Here is a 17,092-nt window from a genome sequence, read left to right as displayed (position 1 = left end):
CTCGGTGCCGAGACGGCGTGAAACGGAGCGATCGTGTCGTACGAGAACTCTGCTCTCAGCGCATCCGCGCCCACCCGCCACAAGCGTCTGCTGGCCTGGGTGAGCGAGATCGCGGAGCTCACCCAGCCCGACCGCATCGAGTGGTGCGACGGCTCGGAGGAGGAGAACCAGCGCCTCGCCGACCTGCTGGTGGCTCAGGGCACCTTCAAGAAGCTCAACCAGGAGAAGCGGCCGAACTCCTACTACGCGGCCTCCGACCCCACGGACGTGGCCCGCGTCGAGGACCGCACCTACATCTGCTCCGAGCAGGAGAAGGACGCCGGCCCGACCAACAACTGGAAGGCGCCCGCCGAGATGCGGGAGGTCTTCCAGGGCGAGAACGGCCTGTTCAAGGGCGCGATGAAGGGCCGCACCATGTACGTGGTGCCCTTCTCGATGGGCCCCGTCGGCTCCCCGCTGGCCGCGTACGGCGTCGAGATCACCGACTCCGCCTACGTCGCCGTGTCGATGCGCGTGATGACCCGCATGGGCCAGGCCGTGATCGACCAGCTCGGCGAGGACGGCGACTTCGTCAAGGCCGTGCACACCGTCGGCGCCCCGCTGGCCGAGGGCCAGGCGGACGTCCCGTGGCCGTGCAGCAGCACCAAGTACATCTCGCACTTCCCCGAGACCCGCGAGATCTGGTCCTTCGGCTCCGGCTACGGCGGCAACGCCCTGCTCGGCAAGAAGTGCTACGCGCTGCGCATCGCCTCCACCATGGCGCGCGACGAGGGCTGGCTGGCCGAGCACATGCTCGTCCTCAAGCTCACCCCGCCGGCGGGCCCCTCGGGCGAGGCGGAGCCGAAGTACGTCGCCGCGGCCTTCCCGTCCGCCTGCGGCAAGACCAACCTCGCGATGCTCCAGCCCACCATCCCGGGCTGGAAGGTCGAGACGATCGGCGACGACATCGCCTGGATGCGCTTCGGCGCGGACGGCCGGCTCTACGCCATCAACCCCGAGGCCGGCTTCTTCGGCGTCGCGCCCGGCACCGGCGTGGACACCAACGCCAACGCCATCGAGACGCTGTGGGGCAACACCGTCTACACCAACGTCGCGCTCACCGACGACGGCGACGTGTGGTGGGAGGGCCTCACCGAGGAGCCCCCGGCGCACCTCACCGACTGGCGCGGCAACGACTGGACCCCGGAGTCCGGCACCCCGGCCGCCCACCCGAACGCCCGCTTCGCCGTCCCGGCCGCGCAGTGCCCGACGATCGCCCCGGAGTGGGAGGACCCGGCGGGCGTGCCGATCTCGGCCATCCTGTTCGGCGGCCGCCGCGCCACCGCCGTCCCGCTGGTCACCGAGTCGTTCGACTGGCAGCACGGCGTCTTCCTGGGCGCGAACATCGCCTCGGAGAAGACCGCCGCCGCCGAGGGCACGGTCGGCGAGCTGCGCCGCGACCCGTTCGCGATGCTGCCGTTCTGCGGCTACAACATGGGCGACTACTTCGGCCACTGGCTGAAGCTGGGCGCGCAGGCCGACGCCTCGAAGCTCCCGAAGATCTACTACGTGAACTGGTTCCGCAAGAACAGCGCGGGCAAGTTCGTGTGGCCGGGCTACGGCGAGAACAGCCGGGTCCTGAAGTGGATCGTCGAGCGGCTGGACGGCACCGGCGAGGGCGTCGAGACCCCGATCGGCGTGCTGCCGACCCAGGAGGCCTTCGACCTGTCCGGTCTGGAGCTGTCGCAGGACGACCGCGACCTGCTCTTCACCGTGGACGCCGACATCTGGCGCCAGGAGGCCGCGCTCGTCCCGGCCCACCTGGAGCTGTTCGGCGAGCACACCCCCACCGAGCTGTGGGACGAGTACCGGGCCCTGGTCAAGCGCCTGGGCTGACCGCCTGCGGCCGGCCGGCGGAACACGCCGGCCGGCCCCTACGGCCGGAGCCCCGGCCGGACGAACCCGCCGCCCGAACGGGCCGGGGGATCGTCCGGATCGGGTCTCCGGCCGTAGGCATGTCCCGGCCCGGTCGGGCGGCGGGGCGCTCGTGCCGACGGGCTCCGCGGTCCGTGCCGGGTGGTCCGTCCGTGCCGGGTGGGGCCCGCTACGGCTGGGCGTACCCGCTGAGGAAGTCGCCGATCCGGGTCACCGCGTCGGTGATCTCCTCGGCCCTGGGCAGCGTGACCAGGCGGAAGTGGTCCGGCTCCGGCCAGTTGAAACCGGTGCCCTGGACCAGCAGGATCTGCTGCGAGCGCAGCAGGTCCAGCACCATCTGAGCGTCGTCCTTGATCTTGTAGACGTTCGGGTCCAGCCGCGGGAACGCGTACAGCGCGCCCTTCGGCTTGACGCAGCTGACGCCCGGGATCTCGTTCAGCAGCTTGTACGCCGCGTCGCGCGACTCCAGCAGCCGGCCGCCCGGCAGGATCAGGTCCTTGATCGACTGCCGCCCGCCGAGCGCCGCGGCCACCGCGTGCTGGGCCGGCATGTTGGCGCAGAGCCGCATCGAGGCCAGCACGGTGAGGCCCTCGATGTAGCTGCCCGCCCGCTGCCGGTCGCCGGAGAGCACCATCCAGCCGGAGCGGAAGCCCGCCACCCGGTAGGCCTTGGAGAGTCCGTTGAAGGTGACGCAGAAGAGGTCCGGCGCCAGGGTGGCCAGCGGGATGTGCTCGACGCCGTCATAGAGGATCTTGTCGTAGATCTCGTCCGCGTAGATCACCAGCTGGTGGCGGCGGGCGATCTCGACGATTCCTTCCAGGATCTCGCGCGGGTACACAGCACCGGTCGGGTTGTTCGGGTTGATCACCACGATCGCCCGGGTGCGGTCGGTGACCTTGGACTCGATGTCCACCAGGTCCGGGTACCACTCCGCCTGCTCGTCGCAGCGGTAGTGCACGGCCGTTCCGCCGGCCAGGCTGACCGAGGCCGTCCACAGCGGGTAGTCCGGCGCGGGGACGAGCACCTCGTCGCCGTCGTCCAGCAGGGCGGTCATCGCGAGCTGGATCAGCTCCGAGACGCCGTTGCCGAGGAAGACGTCCTCGACGGTGAACCCGTGCAGGCCGCGCTCCTCGTAGTGCATGACCACGGCTCGGCGGGCGGAGAGCAGGCCCTTGGAATCCCCGTAGCCGTGCGCGGTGGAGAGGTTGCGCAGGATGTCCTGGAGGATCTCCGGGGGAGCCTCGAAACCGAAGAGCGCGGGGTTGCCCGTGTTCAGCTTGAGGATGCGATGGCCCTGGTCCTCCAGTCGCATCGCCTCGTCGAGCACCGGGCCGCGGATGTCGTAGCAGACATTGGCGAGCTTGCTGGACTGGATGACCTGCATGCCTGCTTACTTTACGGGTCCGGGGCCCGCGTACGGGCGTGTCGTCTGCCACGTGGACGCGCCGCCCCGCCGGAGGCGTCCCGGCGGGCCGGCCGGGCGCGGCGGCCGTCCCTGGAGGAGAGGGGCCGGCCGCCGCGCCGGTCGGGGCGTCAGGCCCGCGTGGCCGGACTCAGCCGAGCTTCCAGATCAGCGGCTTGGTGTCCATGATCGAGCCGTAGACGAGGAACTTCGGTACGGCGTTGGTCGGCACGAGGTAGATCCCGCAGGACTTCCGGGTCTGGCCGTCCGCCAGCGGCGCGGGCTTCTCGCCGGCCGCGCAGGCCGCGATCGACTTGGTGGTGCCGGCCTGGAAGATCGCGTCGCCGCTCTCCGCGGTCTTCACCGTGACGCGCTGCATGAAGTAGTCGTCGGCCACCGTGGCACCCGAGCGGTTGGTGTACGACACGGTGATGTAGTACGGCGTCTTGCCGTTGGTGTCGCCCGCGGCGAGCTTCAGCGGGGCCAGGTCGGCGATGTTGCCCTTGACCGTACTGACCGGCGCCAGGTCGGCCTTGCTCTTGCCGGTGTAGGTGCCGGTGGCGGTCGGGCCGAGCGGACTGGCGTAGCTGCCGCTGCCCCCGCCGCTGCCACCCGGGGCGCTCGCCGCCGCGCTCGGCCCGCCGCTCGCGCCGCCGTTCGAACCCCCGCCGTTCGAACCGCCGGTGCTGCCGTCGGTCGGCGTCCCGCCCGGGGCGTCGCCGCCCGCGGTGGCGGTCGGCGCCGCGCCGTCGGCGCCCGGGGCGACCGGGTCGTTGCCGTTGTCCGGGCCGCAGCCGGTCAGCAGCAGGGCCAGCGCCGCGGCCGGAACGGCCGCGCGCAGGATGGTGTGCATGGGCTTCAAAACATCCCCCGTCAATGGTGTGGCATGGAAAGCACCAGACTCTAACCGAGCCCGCGAAGTGCCCGGACCGACAGGCCCGGGTATACGGGCCGGGGGACTTGACGGTCCGGGAGAGCGAGACGGGGGTGGCCGTGAACGGTCCGATGCTGGGTGCGGTGGCCGGACTGGCGGCGGCGCCGCTGCTCCGGGCGGTGGTGGTCCGGCACGCCGTACCGACGGCCGAGGACCCGCTGCGGACGGCCTGTTCGGCGTGCGGTCGGCCGGTCCGGGCGCTGTCGCCGACCGGCCGGTGCCGCGGGTGCGGCGGGCGGCTCGGCCCGGGCGCGGGCCTGGTCGAACTGGCCGCGGGGGGTGCGGCGGGCCTCGCGCTGGCGGCCGCCGCGCCGGTGGAGGGGCTGCTGCTGCTCTGGGCGGTGCTGTGCGGGGTGCCGCTCGGCTTCGTGGACGGCGCGGTGCGGCGGCTGCCGGACCGGGTGACCGGGTGCCTCGGGGGCGGCGTCGCGCTGCTGCTGGTGCCGGCGGCGCTGGCGGACGGACACCCCGGGGTGCTGCTGCGCTGCCTGCTGGTGGCGCTGGTGGCCGGCGCGCTGTTCGAGCTGCCGGCCTGGTTCGGACTGATCGGCCTCGGTGACGCCAAACTGGCGCTCGGCCTCGGGGCACTGCTCGGCTTCTACGGGTGGGGCCCGGCGTTCGTCGCGCTCTTCCTGGCCTCCGCGCTGGGGGCGCTGTGGGGCACCGGCCGGGCGGTCGCGGAGCTGGTCCGGCGCCGCCCGGTGCGCGGGCTGGAGATCCCCTACGGCCCGTTCATGCTGCTGGGTACGCTCGGCGCCGTCCTGCTGGCCCAGCGCTGACCGCTCCGCGCGCCCGTCCGGCCGCTGCGGTCCGTGCCCCGGCCCCGCCGTGGGGTCCTGCCGCTCCGGCCCTTGCCCCGGCCCCCGTCGTGGGGTCCGCCCGCTCCGGCCCGAACGCGGTCGGGGCCCGCCGCACCTGGTCGGTGCGGCGGGCCCCGCCGTGGGCGCGCGTACTCCACCCTCAAGGAGCGGCGCGCCGGGGAGAGTTACGGCATGTTGTGGACGTAGCTGCCCACGTTGTTGGAGAAGTCGTTGTTGTTGGCCGCGTCCCAGTTGGTGGACCAGGTCATGACGCCGCGGATGGTCGGCCACTTGGCCGGCGGGACGAAGCTGCCGCAGTGGTTGCCGGTGGCCAGGCAGTCCAGCGCGTTGTTGACGACGGTGGAGGAGACGTAGCCGCTGCCCGCGCCCTTGGTGGACGCCGGGACGCCGATGCCGACCTGGTCGGGCCGCAGGCCGCCCTGGATGTGGGTGCAGATCTGGGCGGTGATGAAGTCGATGCTGCCCTGGTTGTAGACCTTGCCGTCGCAGCCGTTCATGCCGCCCGAGTTGTAGAACTGGGTGTTGACGACGGTCAGGATGTCCTTGACGTTCAGCGCCAGCTGGAAGTAGTTGCCGGCGGTGCTGTACATCCCGATGGTCTCGGGGGCCATGGTCAGGATGAAGCCGGAGCCGACCTTGCCCGCCAGGGTGTGCAGCGACTGCGCCATGTAGGTGGCGTCGACGCCGTTCTCCAGGTCGATGTCGACCCCGTCGAACCCGTACTGCTGGATCAGCGCGTACGCGTTGTTGGCGAAGGTGGTCGCGGCGGCGGAGTTGGCGACGCTGATCGCGCCGTTCTGCCCGCCGACCGAGAGGACGACCTTCTTGCCGGCCGCGCGCTTGGCGGCGATGTCGGCCTTGAAGTCGGCGTCGGTGTAGCCGCCGAGCGCGGTGGAGAGCTTCGGGTCGAGGGTGAAGCTGATCCCGCCGGGCGTGGTGGTGGCGTCGGCGAAGGACACCGCGATGATGTCGTACGCGCTCTGGACGTCACGCAGGCGCTGGACGGTGGCGCCGTTGTCGAAGTTCTGCCAGTAGCCGGTCACCGCGTGCTTGGGCAGCCCGGTGGCGGGCTGGGTGGGCGTCGCCGTCGCGGTGGGCGTGGCGGTCGGGGAGGCGGTGGCCGTGGGGGTGGCGGTCGGCGACTTGGTGGCCGTCGGGGAGCTGGTGGCCGTCGGCGAGCTGGTCGCGGTGGGCGTGGCGGTCGGGGTGACCGTCGGGCTCGGCGAGGCGGTGCCGGCCGGGCCGGTCAGGGTGATGTCGTCGGCGCCGTAGGTGGCCTGGCCGTACCAGCCGTGCACGTAGAGCGTGACGGTGTTGGTGGTGGCGCCGGTGGTGAAGGTGGTGCTGAGCTGGTTCCAGGTGCTCTGGTTCGACCAGGTGCTCGGGTCGGTGCCGCCGGTGCCGCTGGCGCCGAGGTAGACGTACGGGCCCTGGACCCAACCGCTCAGCGTGTAGCTGGTGTTGGGGAGCACGGAGACGGTCTGGCGGCACTCGGCGGTGTCGCCGGCGCCCGGGGTCGCCTTGAGCGCGCCGGTGCCGGAGTGGACCGGGGTGCTGACCGCGCTCGTGGCGCCGACACAGCTCCAGCCGGTCAGACCGTTCTCGAAGCCGCCGTTGGTCGCCACGTTGCCGACGGCGGCGCTGGCGCCGCCCGCGAACAGGGCCAGGCCGGTGCCGGCCAGCGCGAGGGCCGTGGTGCCGGCCGCGAGGGCGGGCAGGGTGCTTCGCCGGCGCTTGTGCGCGGGCTGGTTCAGCGTACGGGCCATGCTGTCGACGCTCCTGTGGGAGGAGGGAGCGGCCGCCGCGGTGGGGGGCGCGGCGGCCGCGTTGTGGGGGAGGGAAGGTCCGCAGGACTGGTGTGGGGGAAGGGCGGCGTCGGTGGTGCGCTCGCCCTTGGACACACAAGCTGGACTAGACCAATGGGGGTCGTCAAGCATCCGGAACCCGCCTTACGGATCCCTTAAGGAAGCGGAGACCATTCCGTATCCGACCGGGTTCACCGGCCGCCCGGCCGCCGTACACCTGGCGCTACCGGACCGTAACCGGACCGGGACCTGCGGCTTTACCGAGTGGCACCGTGCGGGAGTAGGCTGCGCGCGGGGGTTGTACGCACCCCAAGGGAATGAGCACGGAGGGGCCGGAAGCCATGGGTCTGCGCGATGTCGTCGAACGCACGCCGGGTCTGCGCACCCTGCTGGACGGTATGTACGGCCTGTACGGCCGCCGGGTCGAGGTGCACCTCGCCCGTACGCCCCACCACATCGGCGTGATCCTCGACGGGAACCGGCGCTGGGCCAAGGCCACCGGCGGCACCACCGCGTACGGCCACCAGCGCGGCGCGGACAAGATCAGTGAGTTCCTGGGCTGGTGCGACGAGACCCACGTCAAGGTCGTCACCCTGTGGATGCTCTCCACCGACAACCTCTCCCGGCCCGCCGAGGAGCTCGTCCCGCTGCTCGGGATCATCGAGGACGCCGTCACCGGCCTCGCCGACGCCCGCCGCTGGAAGGTCAACCCGGTCGGCGCCCTCGACCTGCTCCCGCAGCACACCGCCGACGTCCTCAAGCGCGCCGCCCAGGACACCGCCCACATCGACGGGATCACGGTCAACGTGGCGGTCGGCTACGGCGGCCGGCACGAGATCGCCGACGCCGTCCGCTCGCTGCTCCAGGAGCACGCCGGCCGCGGCACCTCGATCGAGGAGCTGGCCGAGGTGCTGGACGTCGAGCACATCGCCGAGCACCTCTACACCAAGGGCCAGCCCGACCCGGACCTGGTGATCCGCACGTCCGGCGAGCAGCGGCTGTCCGGCTTCCTGCTCTGGCAGAGCGCCCACAGCGAGTTCTACTTCTGCGAGGCGTACTGGCCGGCCTTCCGCAAGGTCGACTTCCTGCGGGCGCTGCGCGACTTCCAGCAGCGCAACCGGCGCCTCGGGCTCTGACCCGCCCGCGCCGCCCGGCCGCCCGCGCGGACCCGCCCCGGCCGGCCGATGGCCGGGCCGGCGCGACAGCCGCCGCCGGGCTCGTCGGGAGCTGACAGCCCGTGGGGCTTCCGAAGGGCTGACGTACCCGCCGCCGGTGCGGGCAAACGTTCACCAGGAATGATCCGTCAGTTCTTCCCGGCGCGAATGCACCACCCCTCGCCTGGGAATACTCGGATCAGACCGGTACCTGGGCCACCGGGGCCACGGGGGCCGGTATGCCGCGGGTGACGCAGGGTCATCCGCCCTGGAGGCCTAGTGGTCAGTTCCAAGAGCCGCCGGACACCAGACCGGCGCACGTACGTTCTCGACACCAGCGTGCTCCTGGCAGACCCTCTCGCCATGACGCGCTTCGAGGAGCACGAGGTCGTCCTGCCGGTGGTGGTGGTCACCGAGCTGGAGGCCAAGCGCCACCACCCCGAGCTGGGCTACTTCGCCCGCCAGGCACTGCGCCTGCTCGACGACTACCGGATCCGGCACGGCCGCCTCGACGAGCCGATCCCGGTGGGCGAACTCGGCGGCACCATCCGGGTGGAACTCAACCACTCCGACACGTCGATACTGCCCGCCGGCTACCGCATCGGCGGCGGCGAGGCGGACACCCGCATCCTCGCCGTCGCCCGCAACCTCCAGGCCGAGGGCTACGACGTCACCGTCGTCTCCAAAGACCTCCCGCTGCGCATCAAAGCCAGCTCGGTCGGCCTGCTCGCCGAGGAGTACCGCGCCGAACTCGCCTCCACCTCCGGCTGGACCGGCATGTCCGAACTCCACGTCTCCGGCGACCAGGTCGACGCCCTCTTCGGCGCCGGCCACGACCACACCGTCGAGGTCGACGGCGTCGACGAGCTCCCCGTCCACACCGGACTCGTCCTCACCTCCGAGCGCGGCAAGGCCCTGGGCCGCGTCGCCGGCGACGGCCGCGTCCGCCTCGTGCGAGGCGACCGCGAAGCCTTCGGCCTGCGCGGACGCAGCGCCGAACAACGCGTCGCCCTCGACCTGCTCCTCGACCCCGACGTCGGCATCGTCTCCATGGGCGGACGCGCCGGCACCGGCAAGTCCGCCCTCGCCCTGTGCGCCGGACTCGAAGCCGTCCTGGAACGCCAGCAGCACCGCAAGGTGATGGTCTTCCGACCGCTCTACGCCGTCGGCGGCCAGGAACTCGGCTACCTCCCCGGCTCCGAGTCCGAGAAGATGAGCCCCTGGGCCCAGGCCGTCTTCGACACCCTCTCCGCCGTCACCACCCCCGACGTCATCGAGGAAGTCATCTCCCGCGGCATGCTGGAGGTCCTCCCCCTCACCCACATCCGCGGCCGCTCCCTGCACGACGCCTTCGTGATCGTCGACGAGGCCCAGTCGCTGGAACGCAACGTGCTGCTCACGGTCCTCTCCCGGATCGGCCAGGGCTCCCGCGTCGTCCTCACCCACGACGTCGCCCAACGCGACAACCTCAGAGTCGGCCGCCACGACGGCGTCGTCGCCGTCGTCGAGAAGCTGAAGGGCCACCCGCTGTTCGCCCACATCACCCTCACCCGCTCCGAACGCTCCCCGATCGCCGCCCTGGTCACCGAGATGCTGGAGGACATCCAGCCCTAGGCCGGCCGGTCCGGTGCGGCCCGGGACCTGGGCCGGGTCCTGGGCCGGGTCCTGGGCCGGAGCAGCATCGGGCAAATCGGATGTAGCGGGTCATAGGTGGTCAATTCGCATGGTGGAGCCCGCCCTTGAGAGGGCGGGCTCCACGTTTGTCATCACATCGGATCGCCCGCTGTCCGCCGAACGGCGAAATTTCTCGCCCCGGAGGATTGTGAGATGCGCCACGCAGACGGGAATTGCGCCGGAGATGCCCGGTGCGGCATGGTGAGTTCCCTGTCAGGCCCCGCGTACGGCACGACAGGGCCCCTTCACCGGGGTCCGCGTCACCCAGACGGTGACGATGTGTGCGAAGTGCCCGCCAACTCCGGTCGGTGGGAGGACAACTGAAAACCTGAGCCGTACGCCGCCCGATTCACACGTCCAGCCGACCACCATCGGCCGGGCGCCGGGCCAGCACCTCCCGTGACCAGCTCGGCGGAGGACAGTGCCAAGGGGCATGTTGCGCCCGTACGGTCACGCGTGGGCGATGCTGGAAGGAAACCATGTGACTCGGATCTCGGTCCGGGGAGTCGCTGTGGCCTCCGCCACCGTCGTCACCGCTGTCGGTGCCGTCGCGGGTGTGGCCTCGGGCAGCGAGGGCAAGGCCGTGCAGACGGTCGATGTCGCAGGCGCGACCCTGCTTGCCGACGTCCCCTCAGGCGCCCAGGCGCAGACCATAAGCGACAACTTCAGCCACCAGGCCTCCGCCCAGCAGGCCTCCGCCGACGCTGCTGCCAAGAAGGCCGCGGAGGAAGCCGCGCGCCAGAAGGCCGCTGCCGACGCCCAGGCCAAGGCGGACGCGGAGAAGGCCGCCGCCCAGGCCGCCCAGGCCGCCGACGAGAAGCGCAAGGCCGACGAGGCCGCTGCGAACCGCTCCAAGGCGCGCTCGACGATGGCCGCGGTCGAGAACTCGGCCCCGCCGGTCTCGGTCAGCCCGGGTTCGGTGCAGGAGCTCGCCCAGCAGATCATCGGCAACGACACGCAGTTCCAGTGTTTCAGCCAGATCGTGAAGCGCGAGAGCGGCTGGAACTACACGGCCACCAACGCGAGCTCCGGCGCGTACGGCCTGGTCCAGGCGCTGCCCGGCAGCAAGATGGCCTCGGCCGGCGCCGACTGGCGCACCAACCCCGCGACGCAGATCAAGTGGGGTCTCGGCTACATGAACAGCCGCTACGGCAGCCCTTGCGGCGCCTGGTCGTTCTGGCAGTCGCACCACTGGTACTAGGCCACTGGTACCCGGCACCGGTCCCCGGTGCCAGGAGTCGCCCGGCAGTGCGTGCCGGTCGGCCCCGATGCTGTCCGGCAAGGCCCCCGACCGTACGGTCGGGGGCCTTGCCGTGTCCCGGCGCTCCATGGTGCGAGGACCGTCCGTCGGGCGGGCCGCCCCGCCCGGGCTGCGCTGACCAGTGCGCGCGGACGGTGCGGTCCTGGGTGCGGACGCGGGGCGCGGGAAGGGGTCCTGGTAGCTTCCCGCACCGGCCGGTCCGCCGGCGGTTGGTCCGACGGACCACTCCGGCCCCCGGCTCGGCCGCGGTCCGAAGTGCTCCTTCGTTCGGGTACCTCCCCTGCCCTCGGGTACCTGAAACCACCCCTTTCGATGGGTTTGTGACGATTGCCTCGCGCGCCGGCCGACCGGTCCGGCCACCAACTCACCGGCCACCCGGACCCGCCGGCCGCCGGGCAGGTAGCGTCTTCACCACGGCCGTGGCGACACCCACGGCGTACCGCCAGGGACGGCGGTCCGACGGGGAGCGGTGGTAGGTCGAGATGGCACGGGGCGGAAAAGCATTCACGGCGGCGGCCACCGGGCTGGCGCTGGTCGCCCGCGCGGCCGCCGGCATCGAGCGCCGCCGGCGCGCGGCGATCGCCGCCGAACCGGCCGCGCCCGCCGCCCTCATGGCAGCCCCGGCCGTGCACGACGAGCAGATCCCCCCGCCCCGGCGCCCGGCGGCCGAGGCACCGCCGGAGCCCTACCTGCCCAGCCACGGCGCCTTCGGGCGCGAGGTGCACCCCGGCCGCCCCGCCACCCCGGCCGAGGCCGTCCCGTGGGGCCTGCGGGTGGCCGCCGAGTCGACCTGGCGGCTGCTGCTGCTCGGGGCCGCACTGTACGTCGTCTTCCGGGTCGTCGACATGCTGCGCCTGGTCGCTTTCGCGGTGCTCGCCTCGCTGCTGATCTCCGCCCTGCTGGAGCCCACCGTCTCCTGGCTGCGCCGGCGCGGGGTGCCGCGCTCGTTGGCGGCCGCCGGCACCTTCCTCAGCGGCCTGGCCGGCATCGGCCTGGTCGGCTGGTTCGTGGTCTGGCAGGTGACCACCAACCTCCCGTCGGTCACCGTCCGGGTCCAGGACGGCGTCGACAAACTGCGGGACTGGCTCGTCACCGGGCCGCTGCACCTGACCCAGCAGCAGATCAACGACTTCGCGAAGCAGATCACCACCGCGATCAACGCCAACTCGGAGCAGATCACCTCCGCGGGGATCACCGGCGCGCAGATCGCGGTCGAGGTGCTGACCGCCATGCTGCTCGCCTTCTTCACCACCTTCTTCCTGCTGTACGACGGTGAGAAGATCTGGGGCTGGGCGCTGCGCGGCCTGCCCCGCCACTCGCGCTACGCGATGGCCGGCGCCGGCCCCAAGGCCTGGGCGACGCTCACCGCGTACGTCCGGGGCACCGTCTGCGTGGCCTTCATCGACGCGGTCTGCATCGGTATCGGCATCGAGCTGCTGGGTGTCCCGCTGGCCCTGCCGCTGGCGGTGATCATCTTCCTGGGGGCGTTCGTCCCGCTGGTCGGGGCACTGGTCACCGGCACCATCGCGGTGCTGATCGCGGCGGTCACCGAGGGCCCGTTCACCGCGCTGATGGTGCTGGTGGTGCTGGTGGCCGTGCAGCAGCTGGAGGGACACATCCTGCAGCCGCTGATCCTCGGCCGCGCCGTCCGGGTCCACCCGCTCGGCGTGGTGCTCGGTGTCGCGGCCGGCTCGATCGTCGGCGGCATCGGCGGCGCCATCGTCGCTGTCCCGCTGATCGCCGTCACCAACACCGTGGTCACCCACCTGCGCCGCCGCAACGAGGCCGGCCAGGAGGTCTTCGTCGCCCTGGAGGCGGCCCGCGAAGCGGCGGCCCGTACGGTGGGGGCAGCCGGCGGCGGGAGCACCGCCGAGGTCGACGCCGTCTGAGTCGCGGCGCCGGCGATCTTCGTTCGCACCGGCCACCACCGCGCGCCCTGCGGGAGCATCACGCGGGCGCTCGGTGGTGGCCGGCAGCGGTCACAGCCCGGAAGGCGGTCCCGGGGCCGGCCTCCTCACCCGGACCAGTAGGGGTCGCTCAGGGTGTTGCGCAAGGCCACCGAACCGACCACGTCGGGGGGCGGCGAGCCGAAGGGATCCTTGGGGTAATCCTTCGGGGTCCGGACGCTTGTGTTGGCATTCTGGTAATCCTCTGCAGAATGGATCAGGTTCTGGCCCTGTTGGTTCATCTCTGTATGCAGGTTGTCCAGCAGACTGCGCCATGCATCCGTGCAGTCGTTCAGCGCGGCGGTGGTCTGCAGGCCGTGGATCTGTCCTTCGGTCCGGTCGGAGGAGGCAAGGACCTCTTCGGTCTCCCCCGGAATCCGATCAGCGGTCTCTTGCACGGCTTTTCCGGCGGCTCGAAGCTCGTCCGGATGGACGCGGAAGCCCCCGCTTCCCCCCGTGTCAGGCACAGCCTGGTTCTCCTGTTCGGATGGATGGCTCCGTGCGTGCTCCGTCATGATGACGGCACAGGCTGTGACGCCGGGGCGGTGCGGCTGGTTCCCGTGCGGACGGCTGCGAACACCGAAGGGCCCGCCGGTTCGGCGGGCCCTTCGGTGTTGCTGTCGGCGGTGCGTCAGGCGGTGACGCCCGCGAGGACGGCCTCGGAATCGAGAGTCGCGGCGACGCCCTGGAGGATGGCGGCGATCTTCATCGAGGCCTGGATCACCTCGCGCTCGACGCCGTGCTTGCGGAGCACGGCCTCGTGCGAGTCGAGGCACTGGCCGCAGCCGTTGATCGCGGAGACCGCGAAGCACCAGAGCTCGAAGTCGGCCTTCTCGACGCCCGGGGTGCCGATGATGTTCATCCGCAGGCCGGCCCGCATGCTGCTGTACTCCTTGTCGGAGAGCAGGTGCAGCGTCCGGTAGTAGACGTTGTTCATCCCCATCACCGCGGCCGCGCCCTTGGCGGCGTTGTACGCCGCCGGGGTGAGGTTGGCCTTGGCCTCGGGCTCCAGCTCGCGCAGGACGGAGGGGCTGCGGGTGGCCATGGCGCAGGCCAGCACGGTGCCCCAGAGCTGCTGGGCGGGGAGGTCGGAGTTGCCTATGACCGCGCTCAGGTTGAGCTTGAGGTCCTTGGCGTACTCGGGGAGTGCCGCCTTCAGGTCGTCGAGGGCCATGGGTCAGCCCGCCAGCAGCTGGTCGGCTTCCAGGGTGGCCTCGCCCTTGTTCCAGTTGCACGGGCACAGCTCGTCGGTCTGCAGGGCGTCCAGCACCCGCAGGACCTCCTTGGGGTTACGGCCGACGGAGCCGGCGGTCACCATGACGAACTGGATCTCGTTGTTCGGGTCCACGATGAACACCGCGCGCTGGGCGGTGCCGTCCGCGCCCTCGACGCCGCACGCCTGCATCAGCTCGTGCTTGATGTCGGCCAGCATCGGGAAGGGCAGGTCGCGCAGGTCCTTGTGGTCCTTGCGCCAGGCGTGGTGGACGAACTCGGAGTCGCCGGAGACGCCGAGGATCTGGGCGTCACGGTCGGCGAACTCCTCGTTCAGCTTGCCGAACGCGGCGATCTCGGTCGGGCAGACGAAGGTGAAGTCCATCGGCCAGAAGAAGACGATCTTCCACTTGCCCTCGTAGGTCTTGTGGTTGATCTCGGCGAACGCGTTCGCGGCGTCGAGGTCGACGCAGGCGTTGAGTTCGAACTCGGGGAACTTGTCACCGATCGTGAGCACGTTCACTTCTCCTGGGTGTGGGATGTGAGGGTTTCTGCCCGTATTGCCTATGATTCGACAGCTTCCGGGCGTGATCCACAGTGACACGACGGGCACTGATCGCGGAAATAGCTAGACTCGATTCATCTGATCGGAGAGAGCTATCAATACCCAACAGCCCAACCCCCGCCGGGAGCGGGCGCGCAAACCCGACAGCGGTGTGGCGAGCGGCACAGCGGGCAGCGCCCCGCGCGGACCCCGCACACCTACGGTCGCCCAGCTCAGGGCCTTCGCGGCGGTCGCCGAGCACCGCCACTTCCGGGACGCCGCGGCGGCCAGCGGCACCAGCCAGCCGGCCCTGTCCGGGGCGGTCGCCGCGCTGGAGGAGGCCCTGGGCGCGCAGCTCGTGGAGCGTACGACCCGCAAGGTCATCATCACCCCACTGGGCGAGCGTGTCCTGGATCACGCGCGCCGGGTGCTGTCCTCCCTGCACGCCCTCACCGAGGAGGTCGAGGCGGCCCGCCGCCCGTTCACCGGACCGCTGCACCTCGGCGTCATCCCGACCGTCGCGCCCTACCTGCTGCCCGCCCTGCTCCGGCTGGTCCGCACCAGCTACCCCGACCTCGAACTGCACGTCCACGAGGAGCGCACCCCCTCGCTGCTGGACGGGCTGGCGGCCGGCCGGCTGGACGTCCTGCTGCTCGCACTGCCCTCCGGCGGCAGCTCGCCCACTCGGGACATCCCGCTCTTCGACGAGGACTTCGTCCTGGTCACCCCGCCCGGGCACCCGCTGGCCGGCCGGGCCGACGTGCCGCGTGACGTCCTGCTCGACCTGGACGTCCTGCTGCTGGAGGAGGGCCACTGCCTGCGGGACCAGGCCCTGGACATCTGCCGGCAGACCGGGGCCGACCTCCCGCAGGGCGGCAGCACCCGGGCCGCGGGCCTCTCCACCCTGGTCCAGCTGGTCGCGGGCGGCCTCGGCGTGACGCTGCTGCCGGCCACCGCCCTGGACGTCGAGGCGGGCCGGACCGACCGGCTGGCCTCCGTCCGCTTCGCCGCCCCGGCCCCCGGCCGGCGGATCGGCCTCGCCACCCGCCCGGGCTCCGCCCGCACCGCCGAGTACGACCGCTTCGCGGCCACCCTGCGGGACGCCCTGCGGGAGCTGCCCGTCCGGATCGTCGAGTAGCCGGTCGGTCGGTCGGTCGGCCGTCCGGCAGCCGGCTGCCGGACGAAGCGGTGAGTCCGGCTCCGGCAGGAGCGTCGTCGGATGTGCCCGATGTGCGCGGACGGAATCCGCGGCGATCCGCGATCCGCGATCCGCGATCCGGTCCGGGGTGGGGCGGTCCGGGGCGGGGTCAGCGTGCGGCGGACGGAGCGGCGGGCCGGGTGGCGGGCTGGAACCGGAAGGAGAGGGCTTCCAGCAGGGCGTTGCGCCTGGTCTTCTGGACGGCGGCGATCCGCCAGCGCCCGTCGGCCTCCCGGACGACCGTGTAGGTCGCCACCTTGCCCGGCTTCCTCTCCTTCTTCCTCGGCTGTCCCTTCCGGACGTCGCCGCGGGTGAGGACGACGGCGGTGTCGGCTCCGTGGCGCCGGATCGCGATGATCTCGGTGGTCAGCCGGCTGCCCTTGAGGAAGCCGTCGAACAGCGCCTGGTGGGCGCGGCCGATCTCGCGGCCGCCGGTGTAGACCGTCCCGACGTAGGTCACGTCGGTGGCGTCGGCGGTGAACAGTTCGCCGTAGGCGGCGCCGTCCCCGCGGTTCCAGGCGTCGCAGGACTGTTCCAGCAGGGCCCGGACGGCGGCGAGGTCGGCCTGGGCCGAGGCGGTGGGGCCGGGGTTCTCCGCGGTGATGCTCATGATGCGACCTCCATGGTAGCTTCCTGGGAGAAGTTACTGCTCTGAGGATTTCTCTTCCTCAAAGAAGAGATTAGGAAGCGGGGAAGACCGTGTCAACTGATCAGCCGGGCCTGCCGTCGGACGCGAGCCGGATCTACCGCCGGTATCTGAGCGCGGTGATGCTGCACGGCCACGCGGGGGCCCGGGCGTGCGACCTGGGAGCGACCGACCTGTACGCGCTGAACATCCTGGAGCTGTCGGGGGCGATGACCCCCGGTGAACTGGCCACCCGCACCGGGCTGACCACCGGCCCGACGACCAGGCTCATCGACCGGCTGGAGCAGGCCGGTTACGTCCGCCGGACGCCGTCGCCCGACGACCGCCGCAAGGTCATCGTCGAGCCGGTCGGCAGGCCCGCGGCCCTGGACGAGGTCATGGCGCCCGCCAGGCAGCGGATCGGAAACGTCTTCGGCCGCTACTCGCCCGAGCAACTGGACGTCCTCTTCGACTACTTCGCCCAGGCCACCCGTGCCTACCAGGAGGCGGCCGGGGACCTGCGGGCGGGCGGCGGCACCCCGGCCCGGTGAACGGACGCGAACCGTCGGCCGGGTCGTACGGGCCCACGGAACGGCCCGGAC

General features: G+C 71.8%; 15 protein-coding genes. 8 read left to right on the top strand and 7 right to left on the bottom strand.

What is annotated here, in order from left to right; all coding sequences use genetic code 11:
* The first annotated feature begins 33 nt into the window (after positions 1-33).
* Positions 34-1,875 (top strand): phosphoenolpyruvate carboxykinase (GTP), encoded by a 1,842-nt coding sequence (locus OG689_RS17365; protein WP_266321410.1) that lies wholly within the window; start codon positions 34-36, stop codon positions 1,873-1,875.
* Between the two features lie 208 nt (positions 1,876-2,083).
* On the opposite strand, the gene OG689_RS17360 is transcribed toward OG689_RS17365, so the two are convergent.
* A complete protein-coding gene (locus OG689_RS17360; protein ID WP_266321408.1) occupies positions 2,084-3,298 on the bottom strand; it encodes a pyridoxal phosphate-dependent aminotransferase in 1,215 nt (404 codons plus the stop codon).
* Positions 3,299-3,467: 169 nt separating this feature from the next.
* A complete protein-coding gene (locus OG689_RS17355) occupies positions 3,468-4,169 on the bottom strand; it encodes a hypothetical protein (RefSeq protein WP_266321406.1) in 702 nt (233 codons plus the stop codon).
* 140 nt (positions 4,170-4,309) lie between these two features.
* On the opposite strand from OG689_RS17355, the gene OG689_RS17350 reads away from it, so the two are divergent.
* Complete coding sequence (locus OG689_RS17350) at positions 4,310-5,029, top strand: prepilin peptidase (RefSeq protein ID WP_266321405.1); 720 nt, start codon at positions 4,310-4,312, stop codon at positions 5,027-5,029.
* A 206-nt stretch (positions 5,030-5,235) separates the two neighbouring features.
* Here the strand turns inward: OG689_RS17350 and OG689_RS17345 are convergent, their stop codons facing one another.
* Positions 5,236-6,837 (bottom strand): glycosyl hydrolase family 18 protein, encoded by a 1,602-nt coding sequence (locus tag OG689_RS17345; protein WP_266321404.1) that lies wholly within the window; start codon positions 6,835-6,837, stop codon positions 5,236-5,238.
* 380 nt (positions 6,838-7,217) lie between these two features.
* Between OG689_RS17345 and OG689_RS17340 the strand changes: the two genes are divergently transcribed.
* The 4 genes from OG689_RS17340 (at position 7,218) to OG689_RS17325 (ending at position 12,854) form a co-directional block, all read left to right on the top strand.
* On the top strand, positions 7,218-8,012 hold the full coding sequence (locus tag OG689_RS17340; protein ID WP_073925253.1) for an isoprenyl transferase: 795 nt from the start codon (positions 7,218-7,220) through the stop codon (positions 8,010-8,012).
* Positions 8,013-8,309: 297 nt separating this feature from the next.
* Positions 8,310-9,644 carry a PhoH family protein gene (locus OG689_RS17335; RefSeq protein ID WP_266321402.1) on the top strand — a complete coding sequence of 445 codons (1,335 nt, stop codon included), beginning with the start codon at positions 8,310-8,312 and terminating at the stop codon, positions 9,642-9,644.
* 541 nt (positions 9,645-10,185) lie between these two features.
* Positions 10,186-10,905 carry a transglycosylase SLT domain-containing protein gene (locus OG689_RS17330; protein ID WP_266321400.1) on the top strand — a complete coding sequence of 240 codons (720 nt, stop codon included), beginning with the start codon at positions 10,186-10,188 and terminating at the stop codon, positions 10,903-10,905.
* Between the two features lie 542 nt (positions 10,906-11,447).
* Positions 11,448-12,854 carry an AI-2E family transporter gene (locus OG689_RS17325; protein ID WP_266321398.1) on the top strand — a complete coding sequence of 469 codons (1,407 nt, stop codon included), beginning with the start codon at positions 11,448-11,450 and terminating at the stop codon, positions 12,852-12,854.
* A 125-nt stretch (positions 12,855-12,979) separates the two neighbouring features.
* Here OG689_RS17325 and OG689_RS17320 read toward each other — a convergent pair whose 3' ends face one another.
* From OG689_RS17320 to OG689_RS17310, 3 genes are all read right to left on the bottom strand, one after another.
* Complete coding sequence (locus OG689_RS17320; protein WP_266321396.1) at positions 12,980-13,426, bottom strand: type VII secretion target; 447 nt, start codon at positions 13,424-13,426, stop codon at positions 12,980-12,982.
* A 116-nt stretch (positions 13,427-13,542) separates the two neighbouring features.
* Positions 13,543-14,085 carry an alkyl hydroperoxide reductase gene (locus tag OG689_RS17315; RefSeq protein WP_190214530.1) on the bottom strand — a complete coding sequence of 181 codons (543 nt, stop codon included), beginning with the start codon at positions 14,083-14,085 and terminating at the stop codon, positions 13,543-13,545.
* A 3-nt stretch (positions 14,086-14,088) separates the two neighbouring features.
* Entirely contained in the window at positions 14,089-14,640 is a 552-nt protein-coding gene (locus OG689_RS17310) for a peroxiredoxin (protein WP_266321395.1), read from the bottom strand.
* A 199-nt stretch (positions 14,641-14,839) separates the two neighbouring features.
* On the opposite strand from OG689_RS17310, the gene OG689_RS17305 reads away from it, so the two are divergent.
* On the top strand, positions 14,840-15,805 hold the full coding sequence (locus OG689_RS17305; RefSeq protein WP_266321394.1) for a LysR substrate-binding domain-containing protein: 966 nt from the start codon (positions 14,840-14,842) through the stop codon (positions 15,803-15,805).
* A gap of 169 nt (positions 15,806-15,974) precedes the next feature.
* Here the strand turns inward: OG689_RS17305 and OG689_RS17300 are convergent, their stop codons facing one another.
* Positions 15,975-16,475: an SgcJ/EcaC family oxidoreductase gene (locus OG689_RS17300; RefSeq protein WP_266321393.1), complete on the bottom strand. Its 501-nt coding sequence runs from the start codon at positions 16,473-16,475 to the stop codon at positions 15,975-15,977.
* Positions 16,476-16,564: 89 nt separating this feature from the next.
* Between OG689_RS17300 and OG689_RS17295 the strand changes: the two genes are divergently transcribed.
* Positions 16,565-17,041 carry a MarR family transcriptional regulator gene (locus OG689_RS17295; RefSeq protein ID WP_266321392.1) on the top strand — a complete coding sequence of 159 codons (477 nt, stop codon included), beginning with the start codon at positions 16,565-16,567 and terminating at the stop codon, positions 17,039-17,041.
* Positions 17,042-17,092: the final 51 nt, after the last annotated feature.

It is taken from the genome of Kitasatospora sp. NBC_00240 (assembly GCF_026342405.1).
Lineage (GTDB): Bacteria > Actinomycetota > Actinomycetes > Streptomycetales > Streptomycetaceae > Kitasatospora.
The sequence above is the reverse complement of the archived record's forward strand: the minus strand, read 5'-3'. Positions and strand labels throughout refer to the sequence as shown.

Excerpts from the sequence above, each read along its gene's own strand:
- OG689_RS17325 (WP_266321398.1), top strand. The coding sequence starts at position 11,448 with ATGGCACGGGGCGGAAAAGCATTCACGGCGGCGGCCACCGGGCTGGCG.
- OG689_RS17315 (WP_190214530.1), bottom strand. The coding sequence starts at position 14,085 with ATGGCCCTCGACGACCTGAAGGCGGCACTCCCCGAGTACGCCAAGGAC.
- OG689_RS17300 (WP_266321393.1), bottom strand. The coding sequence starts at position 16,475 with ATGAGCATCACCGCGGAGAACCCCGGCCCCACCGCCTCGGCCCAGGCC.
- OG689_RS17345 (WP_266321404.1), bottom strand. The coding sequence starts at position 6,837 with ATGGCCCGTACGCTGAACCAGCCCGCGCACAAGCGCCGGCGAAGCACC.
- OG689_RS17320 (WP_266321396.1), bottom strand. The coding sequence starts at position 13,426 with ATGACGGAGCACGCACGGAGCCATCCATCCGAACAGGAGAACCAGGCT.
- OG689_RS17340 (WP_073925253.1), top strand. The coding sequence starts at position 7,218 with ATGGGTCTGCGCGATGTCGTCGAACGCACGCCGGGTCTGCGCACCCTG.
- OG689_RS17355 (WP_266321406.1), bottom strand. The coding sequence starts at position 4,169 with ATGCACACCATCCTGCGCGCGGCCGTTCCGGCCGCGGCGCTGGCCCTG.
- OG689_RS17360 (WP_266321408.1), bottom strand. The coding sequence starts at position 3,298 with ATGCAGGTCATCCAGTCCAGCAAGCTCGCCAATGTCTGCTACGACATC.